This is a genomic window from Desulfitobacterium chlororespirans DSM 11544 (genome assembly GCF_900143285.1).
Classification (GTDB): Bacteria; Bacillota; Desulfitobacteriia; order Desulfitobacteriales; family Desulfitobacteriaceae; genus Desulfitobacterium; species Desulfitobacterium chlororespirans.
The window spans coordinates 134,946-153,903 of sequence record NZ_FRDN01000014.1; the positions used below are offsets into that span (position 1 = coordinate 134,946).

The following is an 18,958-nucleotide window of genomic DNA, read 5'->3' on the forward strand; positions in this document are numbered from 1 at the left end:
GTCATTTCCTCCACTTCATTGAATCATGCAAACTGCATCTTATGATAGGATACCCCTTTTAACCAAGAAATTATAGTAAAGTTTAAGGATTGGGCGGCGGCTCTGCCTCTGAGCCTTGCTGCAAAATTTCCTCCAAAGTAGCAAATTCCACATTGATCACGGTACCCGCATTAACCACTTTACCGGGCTGAGGGTTTTGTCCGCGGACCAGGCCGGTTCCGGAGAAATGAAAATGAAGCTCCGCTGCCGCCAGTTTTTCCCCTGCCTGCCGCATGGTTAACCCGGTTAAGTCGGGAACAACGCTCTCACCCTTCAGAGGTGCTCGTTCCGGAACGACTTCCCCCGGTGCCGGACGCTCAAAGCTTGTTTCCGGGATCTCACTCACTTCACTTGGGGTCTCACCAGACACAGGAATACCATAATATTGGAGCGTCCCTTCGATAATCGTTTTGGCAACAGGCCCCGCTAAAGTTCCCCCCTGATGGCTTTCTCCCTGAGGGGTATCGATGAGAATCAAGAGCGCGATCTTCGGATTATCAGCCGGAGCATAGGCTGCGAAGGAAGCAATAAAATCCGTTTTGGAATAGCCGCCGGTCGAGTCCACTTTTTGGGCGGTTCCTGTCTTACCGGCCACCCGGATACCGGGAATTTTGGCTGCCCCTCCGGTACCTTCATTAACCACCGCTTCCAGAATAGCCGTCATCTGTTCTGCCGTTGCTTTGGAGATAACCTGGCGGACAGGTTCCGGCTTCTTTTCTTGAACCGTTCCGTCTGGAAAGGTGATTTTGTCAACGATATAGGGTTTGTAGAGAGTCCCCCCATTGGCAACACTGGATATGGCTGTCAACAGCTGAATAGGCGTAACCAGGTTGGCCTGCCCGAAGGACATGGTGGCCATATCGATGTCCCGGGCCTGATCCTGTGGTACAAGAAGACCGCCGTCTTCCCCGGTAATATCAATCCCCGTTCGGCTGCCGAAGCCAAAAGCTTTTAAATAAGTGTAGAAGGTTTCTTTGCCTAAATTCATCCCCACTTGAGACAGGACCACATTGGAGGACAGCATCATGCCCTCAGTAAAGGTCACTTTACCATGGGGCCGGAAATCAGAATCCCAGTTGGTTATGTAGCGGGGACCGATTTGAATGTAACCCGGATCTTCAAAGAGATCATCCGGCTGCACCGTTCCCTCTTCCAAGGCAGCAGCGCCTGTAATGATTTTAAAGGTGGAACCGGGTTCATAGGGCATACCGATAGTTAGGTTGCGGCGCTCTTCAGCATTAGTGGTAAGATAATCATTGGGATTATAGGAAGGCCGTGACCCCATTCCCAGGATCTTCCCCGTCATGGGATCCATAGCTAAAATGGCGATATTTTTTCCCTGGGTCGTCTCCAAAAGCTGATCCAACTGCTGCTCAATAAGATATTGAATGGTGGAATCTAAGGTAAGCCGGAGATCGGCCCCCTTCAGAGCGGGCTCATTGAGCTGAGAGGGATTGAGGAGAGATTGCTGTGAGGAATAGCCCGGGGTGCCATAGAGTTCCTTATCATAAAAGTTTTCCAGCCCTTCAGCACCATTCCCGGCTAGGTTCACAATACCCAATACGGAGGCGGCCAGTCTATCCATAGGATAAACACGTTTCTGCTGATCGCTGAAGCCAATGCCCGGCAGTTTGAGGGCCTTGATCTGATCCGCTTTTTCCAGCTCCACATGGTTGGCAATATTTACCCAAGCCAGGTCTCTATTAAGTTTTTCCAGAATAACTTCTTGCTCTATCGACAAGATTTCACTAAGTTTGGCGGCAATCTCTTCTTTGGTCCACTTCGTTTGTTTGTTCTCTATAAGTTCATTGATCGCCCGGGGATCTCCATAGACTTCTTTGACAGGTATGCTTTGGGCCAAGACATTGCCTTGGGCATCCAGGATTTTTCCCCGTTCAGGCAGCAGACTGGCACTGCTGGTTCTTCTTTCGATCCCTTTGGCTTTGAGTTCGGCGGCGTCAATAACCTGAAGCATAAATAGCCGGCCGACGATGACCGTCGCCATGAGAACCAAGACCAGATAAAGAACTTTTTCCCGAGCAAAGTAGCTGCGTTTCATAACCCTTCCCACCGTCTCTAACCTATTTTCATGCAAACACTATTATATCATTCTTTGCTCAGAGTTAAGAAACTATTTATAAAGAAAGCCCATGTTTTCTTAACTATCGATGGTTTTGTAAGGACCACCTTGCTAAGAAACCATGAGCTTTGTCATTATTTTGTCCTTTATCAATCATTGCATACCGTTCATTCAGTGTTATTTCATGGAAATTAACCAGGTGAAAAGCATGCCGGTCACCAGACCGCCCAGATGAGCATAGACATCGATCCCGGTTTGAAAAAAGCCCAGACCTAAATTGATTAAAACAACGACAGCCAGACTTTTGCCAAAACCTGATTTCCAGAGGAAGGGCTTGCGGCGGGAATACACCACCAAAGCGCCCAGGATACCGAAAATTGCTCCGGAAGCCCCGGCCGAAATGGCATCCGTAAAGAAGAAGCTGGCCACCGAACCCAGGATGCCGCTGAGAATATAAACCGTGATGTAGCGAGCCCGTCCCAGCAATTCTTCGGCGATAGCTCCTAAGGCCCAGAGAGCATAAAGATTGAAGGCGAGATGAAGAAAACCAATATGGAGGAACATGCTGGTAAATAACCGCCAATATTCACCCTGGATAATCAGGGCATTGACTTTAGCACCAAAGAAAATAAGAACTCCGGTTCGGGTTGAGCCGCCGGCTAAGGTCATCAGGCCAAAGACAATCAGGTTTATGGCGATGAGTGTGTAAGTAAGATAGGGAGGTCCTTGACCCCTCCGGGCAGAGGGTGTGGATTCTGAAGCCTCATACACTGAGGCTGATGAGGAAGAATTGACTTCAAGATAGGATAACACCCTATTTAAATGCTCTCGTTTGTCTGTTGCCGGAGCAGCAAAAATAGAACCCGTCTGCAGGTCAATGAACCAGGCTTGGCTGCTTTTTAAGGCAGGCTGTTTTAAATCCTGGGAAGACAAACCTTCCGGACATAAGATAATCGCCTCCCAATGCTTTATGGCAGAATCCGCCAAGAATGAACCCTGCGGTCCTTCCAAGGGGGCCCCTTTCCTTAAGAAAGCAAAAAGCAGTCCATTTTCCCCTTTACGAGCAATAATCCACTGATTCCCATCCTTTTCAATGGACCAGAGATCCTCATGAAGCCCTTGAATAATGCGCTCGAGGATAACAAGCCCCTCCTTTACCAAAATTTAATGTCTTTCTCTCTGATGATCTTATTTTATAGGGATGACGGGGGGTTTGTCAAAATAGTAGAGAGGCAGCGGAATTTCCGCTGCCTCTTTCTTTGTACGCGTTAAAAATATGAAGCTTGCTCAGCCGTTTTTCCAGGAGACTCCGAAACCGCCCCGTGGATAATCCCATTGAATATTGCCATGGGGGCAGGCCACACGGCAGGTACCGCATTCCAAACAGCCTTCATAACCGACAGCAATGCGATTCTCTTCTTCATCCCAATCATAGACATGGGCCGGGCAAATAAAGGTGCATACTTTGTCTTTGCACTTTAAACAAAGCTCGCCGTTGATTATTTTGATGTGATTTAATTTGTCTGTGTTAAAGCGCACCAAATACAATTTATCATCTAATTTCATTTCAGTGCCCTCCAAGCATTAAACATATCTTTGACAAGTCCGGTCTTGGTCCGCTTCTTAAACATCATATCCATAATATTGCTGAACACTTGTGCCTTGGGTGTGCCATCTGCTGTGAAGTACATCCGGGCTGCCTGGTTAAGGATTTCCGGATATTGGCCCAGCAAGTGGGGATTAGACTCGATGAAAGGCATGAGCTTTCTGAACTTGTAGAGGTCTTTGATCACAAAAGAGTCACGGAGACGGTTCTCATAGACACTCATACCATGGGCGCTGATATCTCCGGATTGAATGGCTTCAGCAGCTACTTTTCCGGCAATTTTACCGGAAATCATAGCTAAGTTAGAGCCTTCACGGTTCAAGCCGTTAACGAACATGGCTGTATCACCAACGACCATAACCCCTTGCCGATAAAGCTTGGGTATAGCATTGTAACCGCCTTCCGGGATCAGGTGAGCCAGGTATTCCTTGGTTTCCCCACCCTGCAGCAATCTTTTGACATAAGGTTTAGCCTTTAGGTTTTCCAGGAGATCATTAGGGGACCAGCCTTTTTCAGACATGGAGTGAACCATGGCCCCCACCCCAATGGAAAGGGAGTTTTTATTGGTATAGATGAAGGATGTTCCCATCATGCCATCTGTCGAATCACCGAAAAGTTCGATGGTTGCCCCTTCATGAGGTTCCAGGCAGAAGCGGTCTTCGATTTTCTCAGGAGGAAGTTCAATAATTTCTTTGACGACCACGGCCATATTCTCAGGGCGCAGAGGTTTGGCCAGTCCAGCCTTGCAAGCGAGGAAATTATTCGCCCCTTCCGCTAAGATGACCACTTGCGCTCCCAGGTCTCCTTCAGCACGACCGGTGCGAACGCCGACCACATCATCACCGTGATAGAGGAGATCCTCAACCAACGTCTCCGTGATGATCATAACTCCGGCCTTGACCGCCTGATCGGCCAGCCAGCGGTCAAATTTTACTCTCAATACGGTATGGGCATTGTAAGGCGATTGTCCCCAGGCCGGATCGCGATAACCGGCGGTGAGTATTTCGTCTTTGCTTAAGAAAGCATAGCGCTGCTCAATAACCGGTCTCTCCAGCGGAGCTTCTTTCCAAAAATCAGGTACAACTTCATTGGTAGCCTCAGTATAGAGTACCCCACCCATGACATTTTTAGTACCGGGATAGTCTCCCCGTTCAATAACAGCAGTCTTCATGCCGGCTTGTGCAGCACTAATGGCAGCAGATAGGCCGGCTGGACCGCCGCCAACGACGATTACATCAAACTTTTCCATGTTGGCCCTCCTTATTTCGCCAAGCCGTGCTGTAGGCGTTTCTTAAACTCAGCTGTTAAAGCTGGTACGACCTCATTAAGATCTCCTACGATTCCATAAGTAGCAACACGGAAGATTGCTGCCTCGGGATCGTTATTGATCGCAATAATGCTGTCGGATGTTTCCATTCCCACCAAATGCTGGATGGCTCCGGAGATACCAATGGCAATATAGAGCTTGGGCCGGACTGTTACACCTGTTTGACCGACTTGCCGGTCATGGGTAATCCAGCCTGCTTCCACCGCGCCACGGGTTCCTGCCAGGGTCGCGCCCAAGGCTTCGGCTAATTCTTCCGCCAGAACCATGTTTTTCTTAGAACCAAGACCTAAGCCGACCGCCACAAGGATTTCGGCTTTGTCTAAAAAGATACTCTTCGCATCCCCTTTTATAAAATCGACGATTTTAGTCAGCACTTGATCTTCCGTCATGCCCAGTTCTTCGCGAACCACTTCCCCTGTGCGTCCTTCGACTCGTTCAGGCATAGCCATAACCCGGGGACGGACCGTGGCCATTTGGGGACGGCGGGTTTTACAAAGAATCGTCGCCATGATATTGCCGCCAAAAGCGGGACGGGTTTGCAGCAACAGCTTGGAATCAGGATCGATGCTCAACACGGTGCAATCGGCGGTTAAGCCTGTTTGCATCTTGGTGGCCACCACGGGGAACATATCACGGCCCATGGCCGTAGCACCCATGAGGATAATCTCCGGCTGATATCTGCGCACCAGATCGGCAACTGCTTCAGCATAGGGCTGTGTCCGATAATCCTTGAGAACGGGATCATCCACCACATAGACTTTTTCTGCTCCATGAGCAAAGGCTTCCGGAATCACGGCTTCCACATCATGCCCAACCAGGACACCGGCTAATTCACAACCAATATCATTGGCCAGCTTGCGTCCTTCGCCCAAAAGTTCCCAGGAAACAGGGGCTACTTCGCCACGGTTATATTCGATGACGACCCATACCCCGCTCCAAACGTCGCCGCCGGGAACCGGCGCTGCTTTCTTCTCCACCTTTGCCGCAGTTGCTGCTGAAGACGGTTCAGCGGAGGTTTGTTTGGGTTCCCCGGCACTTTTTCCGGCTCCCTCAGGTAAAGAGAGGATATTGCTGGGACAAACGCTTACGCAGTCTCCGCATTCAGTACATTTTCCGGCATCGACGACTACGCCGCTATCCCCTAATTCTAAGGCCTCAGAGGGGCATTCCCCCACGCAGAGTCCACAACTAATACAACCAGGTCCAATAATAACTGCCATTACCGATTGCCTCCCTTCGCAGCGGGATTAACCATGATAATATTATGCTGGAACATTTTCTCTACCACTTGGGCGGCTACACCTTGTGGATCTTTGGTGCCATCGAATGTTTCTCCGCCTGAACGAGCCGGCGGAGCAAAAATCTTATTCACGCTGGTGGGTGATCCCTTAAGTCCCATTTGAGTCACATCGAACTCAAAGGATTTGGAATCGATCATCTCCGGCTCATAAGAAGCGGCCTTCATCATGTTGGGCAAGGATGCATAACGCAGATCGTTAAGCTCCTTTTCAACGGTGAGCAGGGCCGGTAATTTGGCCTGCACCACTTCTTTACCTGTTTCCAGCTTGCGCTGAACGGTTATGGTGTCTTTATTAATATCGGTAACCTTAATAACATAAGTCAATTGCGGAAAACCCAAACGGCAGGCAATGCCAGGGCCAGTCTGAGCAGTATCCCCGTCGATAGCCTCTTTACCGGCCAATACCAAATCGACAGGATCTGTTTCATTGATTTTAAGAATGGCTTGAGTGATAATGTAAGCTGTTGCCAAAGAATCTGAACCACCGAAGGCCCGATCGCTTAACAGAATAGCGCGATCCGCCCCAAAGGACATGGCTTTCCGGAGTGCTTCTTTCGCTTGGGGAGGACCCATTGTGACAATAGTAACTTTCCCACCCATTTTCTCTTTAAGACGGATTGCCTCTTCAAGGGCATGGGCATCATATGGATTAATAATAGACGGTACCCCTTCACGCATTAGCGTGTTCGTTTTGGGGTCAATCCGAACTTCAGATGAGTCCGGAACTTGTTTTAGACAAACTACGAAATGCAAAAAACTCCCTCCTCTAACCCTTTTTGCTTATAAAGATACATAATCTCACATGTACAGCATAGTACAACAGGAGAAAAAAGACAAGTTTTTTAATTAACAGAATATAATAAAAATTAACTTAATTACTGAAGAGCAAATATTCTAATAAAAACAAAGATAATTATATCACAAAGAAAATAAAAACCCTAACTATTTTTAGCAATTTTCGAATATAAGAAGATAGGGGTGCAGGGTTTTTCTAGGATTGGGCAGAATACTATTAGGCAACAATTTCAAGTGCAAAGGGGGTATGGGATTGAGACGAACAGCACGTATCATGTTAGTGTTACTGGGAATAGGATTAATTCTTTTTATTGCACTCAGCGGCCTGTTCGAAGATTATTTATGGTACTCCGACCTGGGGTATAGTCAACTTTTCTGGACCCCCTTAATCAGCAAAGGAATCATTCAAATTATCAATGGGACCATTCTCTTCACGTTCATAGCGGGCACTCTTTTTTCCATACGTCACGCAATTTTGACTTTCGTCAATGAACGATTACGGAAGCGCCTCCGTTTGGTCCATGAAATGGACCGTCCTCTTTATCACTTAAGCCAGCGCAAAATGACTCTTTGGCTCATTATTATTTCAGTCCTGATCAGCTTTGGGGTCAGTTTCGTTACCGGTTTCACCGGTTGGCTTGAGGTCCTGACTTTTTTGAATGCCACTCCTTTCGGGCAGGGAGATCCTATCTTCTTTAAAGACTTAGGCTTTTATGTGTTTCAATTACCTTTTTTCTTTACCATTTATAATGCTTTTTTCGGACCGCTTTTTTTTCTCACCTTTTTTACGATAGTGTTCTATAGTTTTGCCGGCGTTATTCATTTTAAATCCTTGCTTATTTGGAAGAAACAGGCCATAGAGATCAATTCTGCTGCACGACGCCATCTTGCCCTGCTCATTACGGTGCTTTTTCTCTTCAAAGGATTTGGCTGCTATCTCGATACCTTCCGCTTACTGTATTCTCAGCATGGCTTAGTCTTAGGTGCCGGCTACGCAGATCTCCATGCCACTTTGCCGGCCTTAAAGGCCTTGATGGTTTTATGTGCCTTGGGCGTTATCGGGGGAGGCTTATCCTTTTTTAAGAACGAAGTGCGTTTGCTGACTCTCCCTATTCTGGTAATTTTTATCAGCACTCCCCTTCTTTCCGGTCTCGGGCCGATGGTCCTTCAATCCATGGTGGTCATTCCCAATGAATTGGAGAAAGAAACACCCTATATCCAAAACGAAATCGCTTTAACCCGCTTTGCTTATGGCCTTGATCAAATCAGCGAAGAAGACTATCAAGCCGACCAGCCTCTGACTCCGGAAACTCTCCAGAAAGAGCTGCCAACTTTGAATAATGTCCGCCTTAATGACCCTCACCCCCTGCTCCGAACCTATACGCAGAAACAGGGCATCCGGCCTTATTACAAATTCTATAATATCGATATGGATCGCTATCGGATCAATGGGGAATATCGGCAAGTCATGCTTGCTCCCCGTGAGTTCTCCTATCAGGATTTAGAAAACACCGCTCAAACCTTCGTTAATTTACGCTTCAAATACACCCATGGCTTTGGTGTGGTGGCCTCCTTCGCCAATGCGGTCACACCGGAAGGGCTTCCCGCCTTTGCTATTAAGGATGTGCCGCCGACTACGGATTACCAGGAGCTTCAAATCAGTCAGCCCCGCATTTATTTCGGAGAAATGACCCATGACTGGGTCGTGGTCAATACGGATTTAAAAGAATTCGATTATCCGGAAGGCAAAGCCAATGCGGAAACACGCTATGAAGGCAAATCGGGCATTAAACTGACTCCCTTCAATCGGCTTATGCTTTCGCTAAAGCATGGCACCTTGCGCTTTTATTTAGCCAATGAGATCAATTCCCAAAGCCGCATCCTCCTTCATCGCAACATCATGGACCGTGTGGAAAAGCTGGCGCCCTTTCTGCAATATGATGATAACCCCTATCTGGTTGTCGATGAAGGACAACTCAAATGGATAATTGATGCCTATACTGTTTCCAAGACCTTTCCTTATTCCAGCATGTCCCCCGAACGGGAGCTCAATTATATCCGCAACTCAGTGAAAGTCGTCGTGGATGCTTATGATGGCACAGTTGAGTTCTTCGCCGTGGATACCAAGGATCCGATCTTACAGACCTATCGCAAAATATTCCCCGGGGTTTTTAAGGATTTATCCGCCATGCCTGACACTCTCCAGACACACCTTCGCTATCCGGAGACCCTTTTTAAGATTCAGAGCACCATGCTGAAAAATTTTCACATGACGGATCCTACGGTATTCTATAATAAGGAAGACACTTGGGATATTGCCAAAGAACTCTTTGGTTCCGAGCCTCAGAATATTGCCCCTTATTACAGCGTGATGCGTCTCTCTGACAGCGAACAGCCCGAGTTGGTCCTGATGATTCCTTTTACTCCCTCATCCAACGCCAACAATATCCGCAACAATATGGTTGCCTGGCTGGCGGCCCGCATGGATGGTGAACATTACGGAGAACTAAGACTCTATAAAGTCCCGAAAAATACGGAAGTGGATGGCCCTCTGCAGGTTGAATCACGAATTGACCAGGATCCTGAAATCTCAAGACAGCTGGCTTTATGGGATCAAAAGGGCTCCAGTGTCATTCGCGGCGATCTTGTGGTCCTTCCGCTGGCAGGCAATTTTTTATATGTTGAGCCGATTTATTTGCAATCAGAAAAAGCCGGCAGCATTCCGGAAATGAAACGGGTTATTGTGGCTTATGGGGATAAAATTGTGATGAGCGAGACTTTCGAAGAAGCCCTTGCCCAACTCTTTGGGGTTCGTTTGAAGCTCTCTCCTCCTCCTCCGGCTAATGTATCTGCCTTAGCAGTTTCCCCCATGAACGCCGAACTGAAAGCGGAAGAGACCGGAGAGACAGAAGAACCCATCGGCCCGCAGGAGGATACTCAAGCTCTCTTAAAGCAAATCGAACAGATACGGGAAATGCTGAATCAGTTGGAGCAGCAATTCAAAAAGATAACCGGAGACTCTGTGGATGTGGAAGACGGTAAAAGTGCCGATGAGGATGCTCATGATGTTCAACCTAATTCTGAGGACTCTGTGAACTCAGAGCAGTCGAAAACCAACCCATGATTGCCAAAGGCGGAAGATGTTATTCTTCCGCCTTTTAGCTTACACTATCAGAAAGTATAAACTTGCGCTGTATACTTTCTAAGCATAAGTGCAACCAGCGACTTCGCCTCATTTGCCAGCATGCGTTTAAGGCTCTGCGAAGCCGGGTTTTCTTTATTGCAGAGGATGCAGTTTTACTTTGGTGGACATCCCTACCCGTGTAACTTGAATGACTTCCACACCATCGGAAGAGATATAGTTTTCTTCCCCATCAAGTTTTATTTCTTTATCTCTGCCTTCCTTGATAATATAGGCAGTCAAATCGTTATAGACAATAATTTCACCATTGGCCCCGATAATAACATCTTTGGCATCATCGTAAGGTATGGACCCTTCCCAAATGGTTTTGAATTTCAGGCTTTTTTCTTCGGAATTTTCCTCACCGCTGCGGATGCTTACCAACTTATCATCCTTAATATTGCCCAGGTAGAGCATGCCTCCCCGGTTGCCTAAAATCACATCAGCAGCATCATCAGACACCACTTCCCTGTTCCAGCCTTGTAAAGCAATGATTCGCTCTGATTTCCCGGAAGTGCTTTTCGCATACAGGGTGCCGAACTTATCCGAAGCGGCCATTTGGGTGATGACTTCCCCCGCCTGGTTTAAGGTGCGGACATTTTTCATAATATCGATTTCCATCAGCTGAAACTTCCCATTGTCCTCAATCGCAAGGTAGAGCAGGTTAGTAAAGGTGGATACCACCATCTGCTTGATCTGCCCAACCGCAGGAAAACTATCAATGCTGCGGTTATACCGATCATCGGGTGCTGTCTCCTCTTCGTCGCTGGGAGGCAGCTCTAACGTATACACCTCAGTAATTTGCGGATTGTTATAGCGGACTTCTGTACGAGTCTTGGGGGTCTTTTTGACGGGATTCTGGGGCGGCGCCTGATTGGGATCCTCCACGGCATCAGGCTCGGCAGACGTGTTATTGCTGCCAGAGCTGCCTTGTTCCGTGGGCTCCTCTTCGACAGGAACGACCACAGTCGTAGTAGGATTGGGGTTCCTGCGGGCATAGAAGTAGACAAGGGTGTCACGGTCCGGGAGCCATTGATAATAGATCGGCCCCATATCATATTCACTCTCCCCCTGGGGAGACTTCTCAAAGATAACTTTTTCTTGTTGCAGATTATAGACCTTGAGTACACCATTCTCCTGGTAAGCTAAATAATCTTTGCCATAAGAGATCTGAAGGTTCTCCAGATTGGTACCCGGTATCTCTGTTTCCAAACTCTTAACGACAATGGGTTGAGCATTAACCGGTGCCATGATTCCTTCAACTTTATAATTGAGAAAATAGTAAAAAGCAAACTGCAGCATTAATGAAACCATAATCCAACTGGTTATTGTTCTGAGCAGAGCGCGCGTCTTTCGTTTCACGAATCCACCCCCTTCATTCTTTCCCACATTAAGGCGTCACCACAAATCCGGTGGGGATATAGCGTTCACCAAAAATATTCCAGAGCTTATTAATGATCTTGCCATTATAGACCATCTCCGAAGAGGATCCGCCATCCAGATTAACCGCTTCTACTGCGTCATACTCCAAAAAGACATTCATCATATCCCTTAAGGTTGCTCCGATACTCCAGGTCGGCTGGCGGCCATCGATCACTACAAAAATAATGGTCCCATCCGCACGCTGTCCGATTCCGGTACGGGGGGCAATCCCCCAACCGCCGTCCCCAGAGACAGCCTGTTTGCCCTTTTTAACCAAAGGCGGGTAAAAACTTACCCCTTCTTGAATCTTCTTTTCTTTGATCTGATTAACATCCATAGGCCCAATAATCAGTTTACCCTCGGCATCAATTCCGATAAAATCAACCACTTTATTCCCGGCATTGTTGTGGACGACTTCCCCATTCTGGACTGTGATTCCGTCAGGAAACGCGCCATTGCCTGATCCATCGGGATCATAGAAGCCTCCGGCGTTGATACCGGCAATGGCGCCTGCATGTTTCACCATATCCGAAAGCCTCTCCCCAGCAACACCGATTTCCTGAGTAACAGCTAATTTAACCCGCTTGGGATCGCTGATCAGCATAACTTTCCCTTTAAAATTTTTACCTTGTATATCTTCAATGACAATACCGGAAGAAGTATCCTCAACATCGGTTTGTCTGTCAATATTCCCGCCCACTTGGTTACCGTGATCATCATAAGTGTGCATAATCTCACTGATTTTTTCCTCGGAAAGAAAGAAGCGCACCACCTGAGGGTGACGTGATGTTTCTACAGCACCTACAGCCATAACTTTTAAAGCTTCAAAGGGTCCCCAAAACAGCACAAAGGGCACGAGGCAACCGGCAAAGATGATATTAAAAACCAGAAATGCGACAATCATTTTCCAACGGACCCTGCGCTTTTTCTTGATCATGCGCCCTGATCACTCCTTAATTGTGTTCTTTTTCATTACTATCTTTCAGCATCGATTATTTTATCATATTGGGGCAGAGTGTAAAGAAAATTAATTACACTTCTCAACAGTGAAAGAAAACCCGGCTTCGCCGAGTTTTATCTCCACGTATCGCAAAAAGGCGAAGTCCTTGGTTGCCCTTGTGCACCATGAAATTTCCTTCTGAACAGCTAAAAACAAGCCGCAGTTTCAATGCGGCTTAAGTAGAATGCTTATCTTAATGGTAACCTAAACACGATTAGTATAGCAAATGCTCACTATTGGTTCAACTCTCTCAATATTAATTATTTATTAACGACCCCTTTAATTTGGATAAGTTTCCAATTTGTACGTGAGGTTGGCAACTTTATCGATCATATTGGCCACACTGCAATATTTCTCCATGGATAATTGAATGGCCCTGAGCAGTTTTTCCTGGGGTAGGTTACTGCCCCAGAATTTAAATATCAATTCCACATCGGTAAAAATACGGGGGTGCTCTGCCGCCCGCTCTCCTACTACCGAGATTTCCAATCGTTCATAGGTAATCCGCATTTTCTCCAGGATTGTGACAATGTCCATGCCGCTGCAGCCTGCCACGGCCATCAGAACCAGCTCCATAGGGCTGGAGCCGTACCCTGACCCCCCTGTGGTTACGCTGCTGTCTATTTGTGTCTTTAGCTTGGACTGGCCTTCTCCTTCAAAGTGCATTCCTTTAATATGGCTTACCGTGACTTGCATTAAACGACCTCCTTTTTTATAGGCATGTAAACAACGAGAACGCCTCAAAGTAAAAATATGCCAATAATTTTTGCCTTTAAGTTACACAAGTATGTCACATTTACCGCTTAAAAGTAATTGTGTCATACTGAAAAAGATGTTAAACTATCACATGGACATAATGAATTTAGATTAAAGGAGTGCGGTAAGTTGACAATTCGAATTGGGATTAATGGATTTGGTCGAATTGGACGAAACGTTTTTCGAGCGGCTTTTGGAAGAGAAAACATTGAAATCGTTGCAGTGAATAATCGATCGACAGGTGAGATTTTACCTCATCTCTTAAAATACGATTCCGTACATGGTATCTTCCCTGCTCAGATCCAGCACACTGAAGATGGCTTCACTGTGGATGGACAATTGGTTAAAGTAGTTTCCCACACAGATCCCGGAGATATTCCTTGGGGTGAATTGGGTGTAGACATTGTCATTGAATCCAGCGGCAGGTTCAATAATGGGCCGGACTGCCAAAAACACCTTAACAATGGGGCACGCAAAGTTGTTATCTCTGCTCCCGCTAAAGAAGAAGACATTACCCTTGTCATGGGTGTCAATGAAGAAATCTATGATCCGCAAAAACACCATATCATATCCAATGCCTCATGTACAACCAATTGTCTGGCTCCTGTAGCCAAAGTGATTCACGAAAACTTCGGACTCAAACGGGGATTAATGACCACTGTTCACTCTTACACCAATGACCAGCAAATTTTGGACCAATCTCACAAAGATTTACGCCGGGCCCGGGCGGCGGGACTTTCCATCATCCCCACCACCACAGGAGCGGCAAGGGCTGTAGCGCTTGTGCTGCCTGAGCTTAAGGGAAAACTCAACGGTTTTTCCATGCGTGTCCCTACACCCAATGTTTCTGTAATTGATTTAGTGGCAGAAATTGAGAAGAATACCACGATTGAAGAACTCAACGGGGTCTTGCGCCACGCCAGCGAAAATAAGCTGAAGGGAATCCTGGAGTATACCGATCTGCCCCTTGTTTCCAGCGATTTTAATGGCAGCTCTGCCTCATCCATTGTCGATGGTCTGTCCACCATGGTTATGGAAGATAGCCTTATTAAGGTCATCTCTTGGTATGATAATGAATGGGGTTATTCCTGCCGTGTCGTCGACCTTGTCGAATATGTCAGTTGCCAGATATAAGGAAAAGAGCCGTCAGGCTCTTTTTTTTACCCTTTAGGAATTATTATTTAGCCAGGGATTTCATAACTTCCTGCCGAAGTTCATCCTGTTCCTCCTGCTTTGATTCCTCCTCACCCTGAGCAAAAGCTGAAGAACTCTCCCACTCCTCTTCCCCTAAGCGCAGAGGAAAAACAAGGACAATTAAGGCAATCCCGCCTATGGTTAAGACAGCATACTGAAGCGAAATCAGGAAAAAGAGCAGCGGAACCTGCTGGGCAGGAGTCCCCACAGCATAGCTGTATTTTTTCAAAGAATTCCAGTCCAGCCCTGAACGCTCCCATAGAGGAAGGCCATAATAATCCACTGTATCCATCAATTTCTTACCAAGTTCAGCGTAAGGCGCTTGCGAAGAAAGATAAACAAAGCCTTTGTCAGTGTAAATCTTATCCAATTCCACCGGTTCACCGGTGAAAGCTTCCTTGGTATAGGTTCGTTCAATCCGCAGGACATTATCCGGATGAATATTCACATTGCCTTTTTCCGTTATTACTGTATAGAGTTCACGATCTATGAGCTCAATATTGAGTACTTTTACATCCAAATAATTTACTCCTATTGAAGTCAAAACAGTAAGGAATAGACAAAAAATTATGATCAAGCTGGATAGACGTTCCCGCCCGAGCTTATTATCCTGTACCATGAAGCCATACACTTCCTTATAATATATTTACATTCTTAACATACATTCTTAACAATATATTTACATTCTTATTCCAGGCTCAATTCTACACTAATTTCGCAGAGCGAACAAATTACGGAGAGCCAAAAAACCTGCCAAAACGCCTTAGAATTGCCATCACGTCCTCTGAGGAGAGATTAAAGGATTGATTCTGTCCTGTTCTCGGTTTTGGAACCGGTTTCGCCCCTGTGGTCTCCGGGGGAACGACGCAGCGCACCAAGATAACAGCCAAAAGGGCCAGGATAAGAAAAGGCAATGCCCCTCTTAAGCCAGGAAAACTTAATATCGGTACATAAACAAGCAGGGTTGGCGTGTACACCTCATTTGCATAATCTACAGATATAAAAATAGCTGCATAAATCGGGCTGTCAGGCGGCAGCTCCGTGGGAAAAGCAAGTGCGCCGGTTCCGTTGAGGGTGTTATTAAAAGCGGCTCCCTGATTGGATGGTGCAGCTTTCTGCCTGGTGCCTAAATATTGAATTAAATTCTGCAATTCCTCGATAGGTATCTGGAGCTTTTGTCCTCTGGCCAGATCGAGAACAGGCAATTTTTCAAGATGAAAAATATGTTTTGCCAAAAGCAAGAGAATTTGGGAGCCCAGGAGAACCCAAGAAGCCTGAAACAAGCGACTGATAATGAGAGGTTGAACAAATGACAAGACAGGGCTCCCCGGCATAGCGCTGATACGGGTTAGAAGTGCAAATCCCGCAATAATATTTTGCAGCCCATCATCTTGCGAAGTATCGCATTGATCTGAAATTAGAAATTCATGGAGATTCATTTAGCCACCCTCTCCTCTCCTTAGCAATATATGGTAATTGCTATTGTCCTGTTCGAAAATTTGGCAGCCGGAGATGGTTTTTCTGAAGGAATATACTTCTATGCCTATTATGTCCCATTAGAGAAGAAATAGAAAAAGAGGTGCAAATTTTTTGCACCTCAACAGTTTTTATTAATCATATTAGAAATTATTATCATGTTCGATGCTATTATCACCTTTGATATTAGTATCATTTTCAATATCAATATCATACTTGATATTAGTCTCACATCCGATATCAGATATTGAATTTAATAATTATTATCTTATTTTGTATTGTTATCATGTTTAGCACTTATAAATAAATTGACATTATTACGATCATTACTACCATCACTGCTATTATCACCTGCAGTACCGTTATCATTTATGATATCTTTATCATTTGTGATATCGTCGTCTCAAATCAGCTAAGAATGCCATTATTTCGCTGCGTTAGGCGCTTTTACAGTGGAATCTACATTAAAGAAAAAACTGGCCTCAGTGGCTTGGGTAATGCCCCCTTCTGCATTGGGCTTAATTCTCAGGGTGATTTTATGCTGTCCGGCTGTGGCGCTTTTACCGGCCGCATCCCCTAATGCTTTAATATCCCGGAAGGCTACTCTTGCCGTAGCGCCAGGATCGAGCGAGGGCAGTGTGCCAATTTTGCTGACTTTCTGCGCGTTATCTCCTACTAATGACACTTCCAGCTCAACAGGTATATTCGCCATCTTCCCGCCTGTTGTATTTTGAACCGTGGCAATGAGGTCGAATTTGTTGGCATTGATCACTTGGCTGGACTTAATTGTGACGGTTCCATAAGTTAAATCCTGGGTAAAAGAACCGGGTTCGACGGCAACCCCCAGCATCTTTACTTCTGGGACAGGACCATTTGCACTTACTTGTGCCGTTTTCCAGAGGGTTACTCCGGCAATCCCGATTAAGCAGACTAACAAAGCACTTAAAATCAACGTAAAGTATTTGCGATTAATCGCAATAATTTTGGCCATTTCAGGCACCTCCATTCGGATTCTTCTCTATGAAAAAGTATGCATGTCCTGAAGAAGACATGCATACTTTCTTAAACTTATTTATTATTTTTTTCGTTCTTTTTCTCTGTCCTGATATTGGCGCAGCCGAATATCCTGTTCAACATTCATTCTGAAGATCCGGCAGGATTGAATGAGCCGCGAGGTGGTTCGCGCCCCCAAATGCTCTTCCATCTCCTCTAAAGACAAATTGGAGGTGATCACCGTCGGCAGCTGCTGGTTTAAACGATAATTGATAATGGAATAAAGACGATTGCGAGTCCAGTCGGTGTAATTATGGGCCCCCAGATCATCCAAAATGAGAATAGGAATTTCCCGAGCCGTATCCAAAAGATCCAATTCATTCTCATCGGTTTTATAGGTGGCGCGCAGTTGGTCCAAAAGGTCCGGAACAACCAGGAAAAGGACTTGATGCTCCTGTTCCATTAAGGCATTGGCAATGGCTGCCGCCAGAAAGGTTTTCCCTGCTCCCACCGGCCCGATCAGGATCAAACCTAAGCCATGATAATCATCAAGGCAACGGGCCACAAACTCCTTTGAAGCATGCAAGGCCGTTAAGGCTCCCTCCAGATAACTCCGGTCCTGGGGATTGGCTTGGCTCAGATAATACTCCTGTCTGAAGGCCTCAAAACGGCAATTAAGCAATCCACGGGCCATGCGCGCGTGGCGGAACAGATTCTCCATCCGTTTTTGCCGCATACAGGCACAGGGTCGCGCCGATTCCCCATCGAAAATTATCCCCCGGTCTTCACAGAGGGGGCAGTTTACAGACGGCTTGAGCTCGCTATGAGCTGCATTCACTTGATAATTATCCTGGGCTAAGGTTCCATGAGGCGACTCAGATTGTTCGCGTTTATGTTTAAGTTCGTCAAGATAACTCTCTTGCATAATATGTTTAACGGATTTCATGGGCGCTCTCTCCCCTTTCATTACTCAATCGTGGCCATAAGCCTAGGAAAGGTAAAAATCCTCATATTTACCCGGAGATACTTTCCGAGCCGGCTGTTGCTGTGGAGTCTTTTTCCCTCGGGATTTCTCATGCTTGGCTTGGAAATAGGCATCATCGGCCTCAACCTCATGCAAAGTTCTTAATCCCTTTTTTTCCCACTCTCTCAAAATGGAGTCAATATAGCGGAAGTTGCGAATGCCCGCCAGGACGCCGCGCTTAAACGCGGCCAGAATGAGTTCTTCAGAGAATTTAGAGGCAATCCAGGTCTCGATGACCTCGCATTCTATCGAAGTCAGAGGGCGGCCTAATTCCTGCTCAAAGGTTTTGATGATCTGGCCGATGGTGGTGTTAGGAGAGGATAAGCTTTCCTGCTGGCCAAGACGCTCTTTCTGCTGACTTTGTTCGGCTTCATAGCGCTTCACTTGCTCAATGGCCCATCGTTCTGATAATTCATCGATGAGACCGACAAAACTATAGCCCAAGGTAGATTTCCCCGCTGCAGAATCCCACTGTTGCTCAAGCGAAAGATAATTGCGTGCTATTAAATGAGCTATCATCTCCTCCACCCGGGTCACCTCAAGATTCATGCGCTGAGCTAAAAGCTGGGAAGAGGGATAGGGGTTGCTCTCGATTTCTCCCATAATTTGAATAATCAATAAGGCCTCGATATGGCTGATCTCCAGTTCAGAATAGTGATTCAGAAAATACTTCGGTACTCCTACCGTACCAGAAAAGAAAAGAGCTTGTACAAAGCTCCCGAAAACATTGGCTCTAGGCACGAAATTCACTCCTTAAGCAATTAA

The 18,958-nt window shown here is 46.3% G+C and carries 16 protein-coding genes; 2 read left to right on the top strand and 14 right to left on the bottom strand.

Going from position 1 to position 18,958, the window contains the following annotated elements; genetic code table 11:
* Window positions 1–82: 82 nt before the first annotated feature.
* From BUA14_RS21050 to BUA14_RS21075, 6 genes are all read right to left on the bottom strand, one after another.
* Window positions 83–2,098, bottom strand: coding sequence for a penicillin-binding protein (locus BUA14_RS21050; RefSeq protein ID WP_072774399.1), 2,016 nt, complete (start codon window positions 2,096–2,098; stop codon window positions 83–85).
* Between the two features lie 198 nt (window positions 2,099–2,296).
* Window positions 2,297–3,280 carry a rhomboid family intramembrane serine protease gene (locus tag BUA14_RS21055; protein ID WP_072774400.1) on the bottom strand — a complete coding sequence of 328 codons (984 nt, stop codon included), beginning with the start codon at window positions 3,278–3,280 and terminating at the stop codon, window positions 2,297–2,299.
* 126 nt (window positions 3,281–3,406) lie between these two features.
* A complete protein-coding gene (locus BUA14_RS21060; RefSeq protein ID WP_058491367.1) occupies window positions 3,407–3,685 on the bottom strand; it encodes a ferredoxin family protein in 279 nt (92 codons plus the stop codon).
* Window positions 3,682–4,974, bottom strand: a complete 1,293-nt coding sequence (locus BUA14_RS21065) for an FAD-dependent oxidoreductase (RefSeq protein WP_072774401.1) — start codon at window positions 4,972–4,974, stop codon at window positions 3,682–3,684. The genes BUA14_RS21060 and BUA14_RS21065 overlap by 4 nt, the downstream gene beginning before the upstream one ends.
* An 11-nt stretch (window positions 4,975–4,985) precedes the next feature.
* Window positions 4,986–6,272 carry an electron transfer flavoprotein subunit alpha gene (locus BUA14_RS21070; RefSeq protein WP_072774402.1) on the bottom strand — a complete coding sequence of 429 codons (1,287 nt, stop codon included), beginning with the start codon at window positions 6,270–6,272 and terminating at the stop codon, window positions 4,986–4,988.
* On the bottom strand, window positions 6,272–7,105 hold the full coding sequence (locus tag BUA14_RS21075; RefSeq protein WP_011459802.1) for an electron transfer flavoprotein subunit beta/FixA family protein: 834 nt from the start codon (window positions 7,103–7,105) through the stop codon (window positions 6,272–6,274). The genes BUA14_RS21070 and BUA14_RS21075 overlap by 1 nt, the downstream gene beginning before the upstream one ends.
* Window positions 7,106–7,400: 295 nt before the next feature.
* Between BUA14_RS21075 and BUA14_RS21080 the strand changes: the two genes are divergently transcribed.
* Window positions 7,401–10,271, top strand: a complete 2,871-nt coding sequence (locus tag BUA14_RS21080) for a UPF0182 family membrane protein (protein WP_072774403.1) — start codon at window positions 7,401–7,403, stop codon at window positions 10,269–10,271.
* A 153-nt stretch (window positions 10,272–10,424) separates the two neighbouring features.
* On the opposite strand, the gene BUA14_RS21085 is transcribed toward BUA14_RS21080, so the two are convergent.
* The 3 genes from BUA14_RS21085 to BUA14_RS21095 all read right to left on the bottom strand — a co-directional run bounded on the left by BUA14_RS21085 (window position 10,425) and on the right by BUA14_RS21095 (window position 13,446).
* Window positions 10,425–11,717, bottom strand: coding sequence for a hypothetical protein (locus BUA14_RS21085; RefSeq protein WP_242954712.1), 1,293 nt, complete (start codon window positions 11,715–11,717; stop codon window positions 10,425–10,427).
* A gap of 1 nt (window position 11,718) precedes the next feature.
* The gene (locus BUA14_RS21090; RefSeq protein ID WP_072774405.1) at window positions 11,719–12,687 is read right to left on the bottom strand and encodes a phosphodiester glycosidase family protein; all 969 of its coding nucleotides are present in this window, start codon (window positions 12,685–12,687) and stop codon (window positions 11,719–11,721) included.
* 342 nt (window positions 12,688–13,029) lie between these two features.
* Window positions 13,030–13,446 carry an OsmC family protein gene (locus BUA14_RS21095; RefSeq protein WP_072774406.1) on the bottom strand — a complete coding sequence of 139 codons (417 nt, stop codon included), beginning with the start codon at window positions 13,444–13,446 and terminating at the stop codon, window positions 13,030–13,032.
* 189 nt (window positions 13,447–13,635) lie between these two features.
* On the opposite strand from BUA14_RS21095, the gene gap reads away from it, so the two are divergent.
* Window positions 13,636–14,640, top strand: a complete 1,005-nt coding sequence (gene gap, locus BUA14_RS21100) for a type I glyceraldehyde-3-phosphate dehydrogenase (protein WP_072774407.1) — start codon at window positions 13,636–13,638, stop codon at window positions 14,638–14,640.
* Window positions 14,641–14,683: 43 nt separating this feature from the next.
* Here gap and BUA14_RS21105 read toward each other — a convergent pair whose 3' ends face one another.
* The 5 genes from BUA14_RS21105 to BUA14_RS21125 all read right to left on the bottom strand — a co-directional run bounded on the left by BUA14_RS21105 (window position 14,684) and on the right by BUA14_RS21125 (window position 18,934).
* On the bottom strand, window positions 14,684–15,319 hold the full coding sequence (locus BUA14_RS21105; protein WP_178371760.1) for a hypothetical protein: 636 nt from the start codon (window positions 15,317–15,319) through the stop codon (window positions 14,684–14,686).
* A 112-nt stretch (window positions 15,320–15,431) separates the two neighbouring features.
* Window positions 15,432–16,139: a hypothetical protein gene (locus BUA14_RS21110; RefSeq protein ID WP_072774409.1), complete on the bottom strand. Its 708-nt coding sequence runs from the start codon at window positions 16,137–16,139 to the stop codon at window positions 15,432–15,434.
* A 461-nt stretch (window positions 16,140–16,600) separates the two neighbouring features.
* Window positions 16,601–17,167, bottom strand: coding sequence for a hypothetical protein (locus BUA14_RS21115; RefSeq protein WP_072774410.1), 567 nt, complete (start codon window positions 17,165–17,167; stop codon window positions 16,601–16,603).
* A gap of 84 nt (window positions 17,168–17,251) precedes the next feature.
* Window positions 17,252–18,115 (bottom strand): ATP-binding protein, encoded by an 864-nt coding sequence (locus tag BUA14_RS21120; RefSeq protein ID WP_072774411.1) that lies wholly within the window; start codon window positions 18,113–18,115, stop codon window positions 17,252–17,254.
* Between the two features lie 42 nt (window positions 18,116–18,157).
* The gene (locus BUA14_RS21125) at window positions 18,158–18,934 is read right to left on the bottom strand and encodes a DnaD domain-containing protein (RefSeq protein ID WP_072774412.1); all 777 of its coding nucleotides are present in this window, start codon (window positions 18,932–18,934) and stop codon (window positions 18,158–18,160) included.
* Window positions 18,935–18,958 lie beyond the last annotated feature (24 nt).

Coding starts and splice junctions, on each gene's coding strand:
- BUA14_RS21090 (WP_072774405.1), bottom strand. CDS start 12,687: ATGATCAAGAAAAAGCGCAGGGTCCGTTGGAAAATGATTGTCGCATTT.
- BUA14_RS21115 (WP_072774410.1), bottom strand. CDS start 17,167: ATGGCCAAAATTATTGCGATTAATCGCAAATACTTTACGTTGATTTTA.
- BUA14_RS21050 (WP_072774399.1), bottom strand. CDS start 2,098: ATGAAACGCAGCTACTTTGCTCGGGAAAAAGTTCTTTATCTGGTCTTG.
- BUA14_RS21105 (WP_178371760.1), bottom strand. CDS start 15,319: ATGGTACAGGATAATAAGCTCGGGCGGGAACGTCTATCCAGCTTGATC.
- BUA14_RS21065 (WP_072774401.1), bottom strand. CDS start 4,974: ATGGAAAAGTTTGATGTAATCGTCGTTGGCGGCGGTCCAGCCGGCCTA.
- BUA14_RS21120 (WP_072774411.1), bottom strand. CDS start 18,115: ATGAAATCCGTTAAACATATTATGCAAGAGAGTTATCTTGACGAACTT.
- BUA14_RS21070 (WP_072774402.1), bottom strand. CDS start 6,272: ATGGCAGTTATTATTGGACCTGGTTGTATTAGTTGTGGACTCTGCGTG.
- BUA14_RS21110 (WP_072774409.1), bottom strand. CDS start 16,139: ATGAATCTCCATGAATTTCTAATTTCAGATCAATGCGATACTTCGCAA.
- BUA14_RS21095 (WP_072774406.1), bottom strand. CDS start 13,446: ATGCAAGTCACGGTAAGCCATATTAAAGGAATGCACTTTGAAGGAGAA.
- BUA14_RS21060 (WP_058491367.1), bottom strand. CDS start 3,685: ATGAAATTAGATGATAAATTGTATTTGGTGCGCTTTAACACAGACAAA.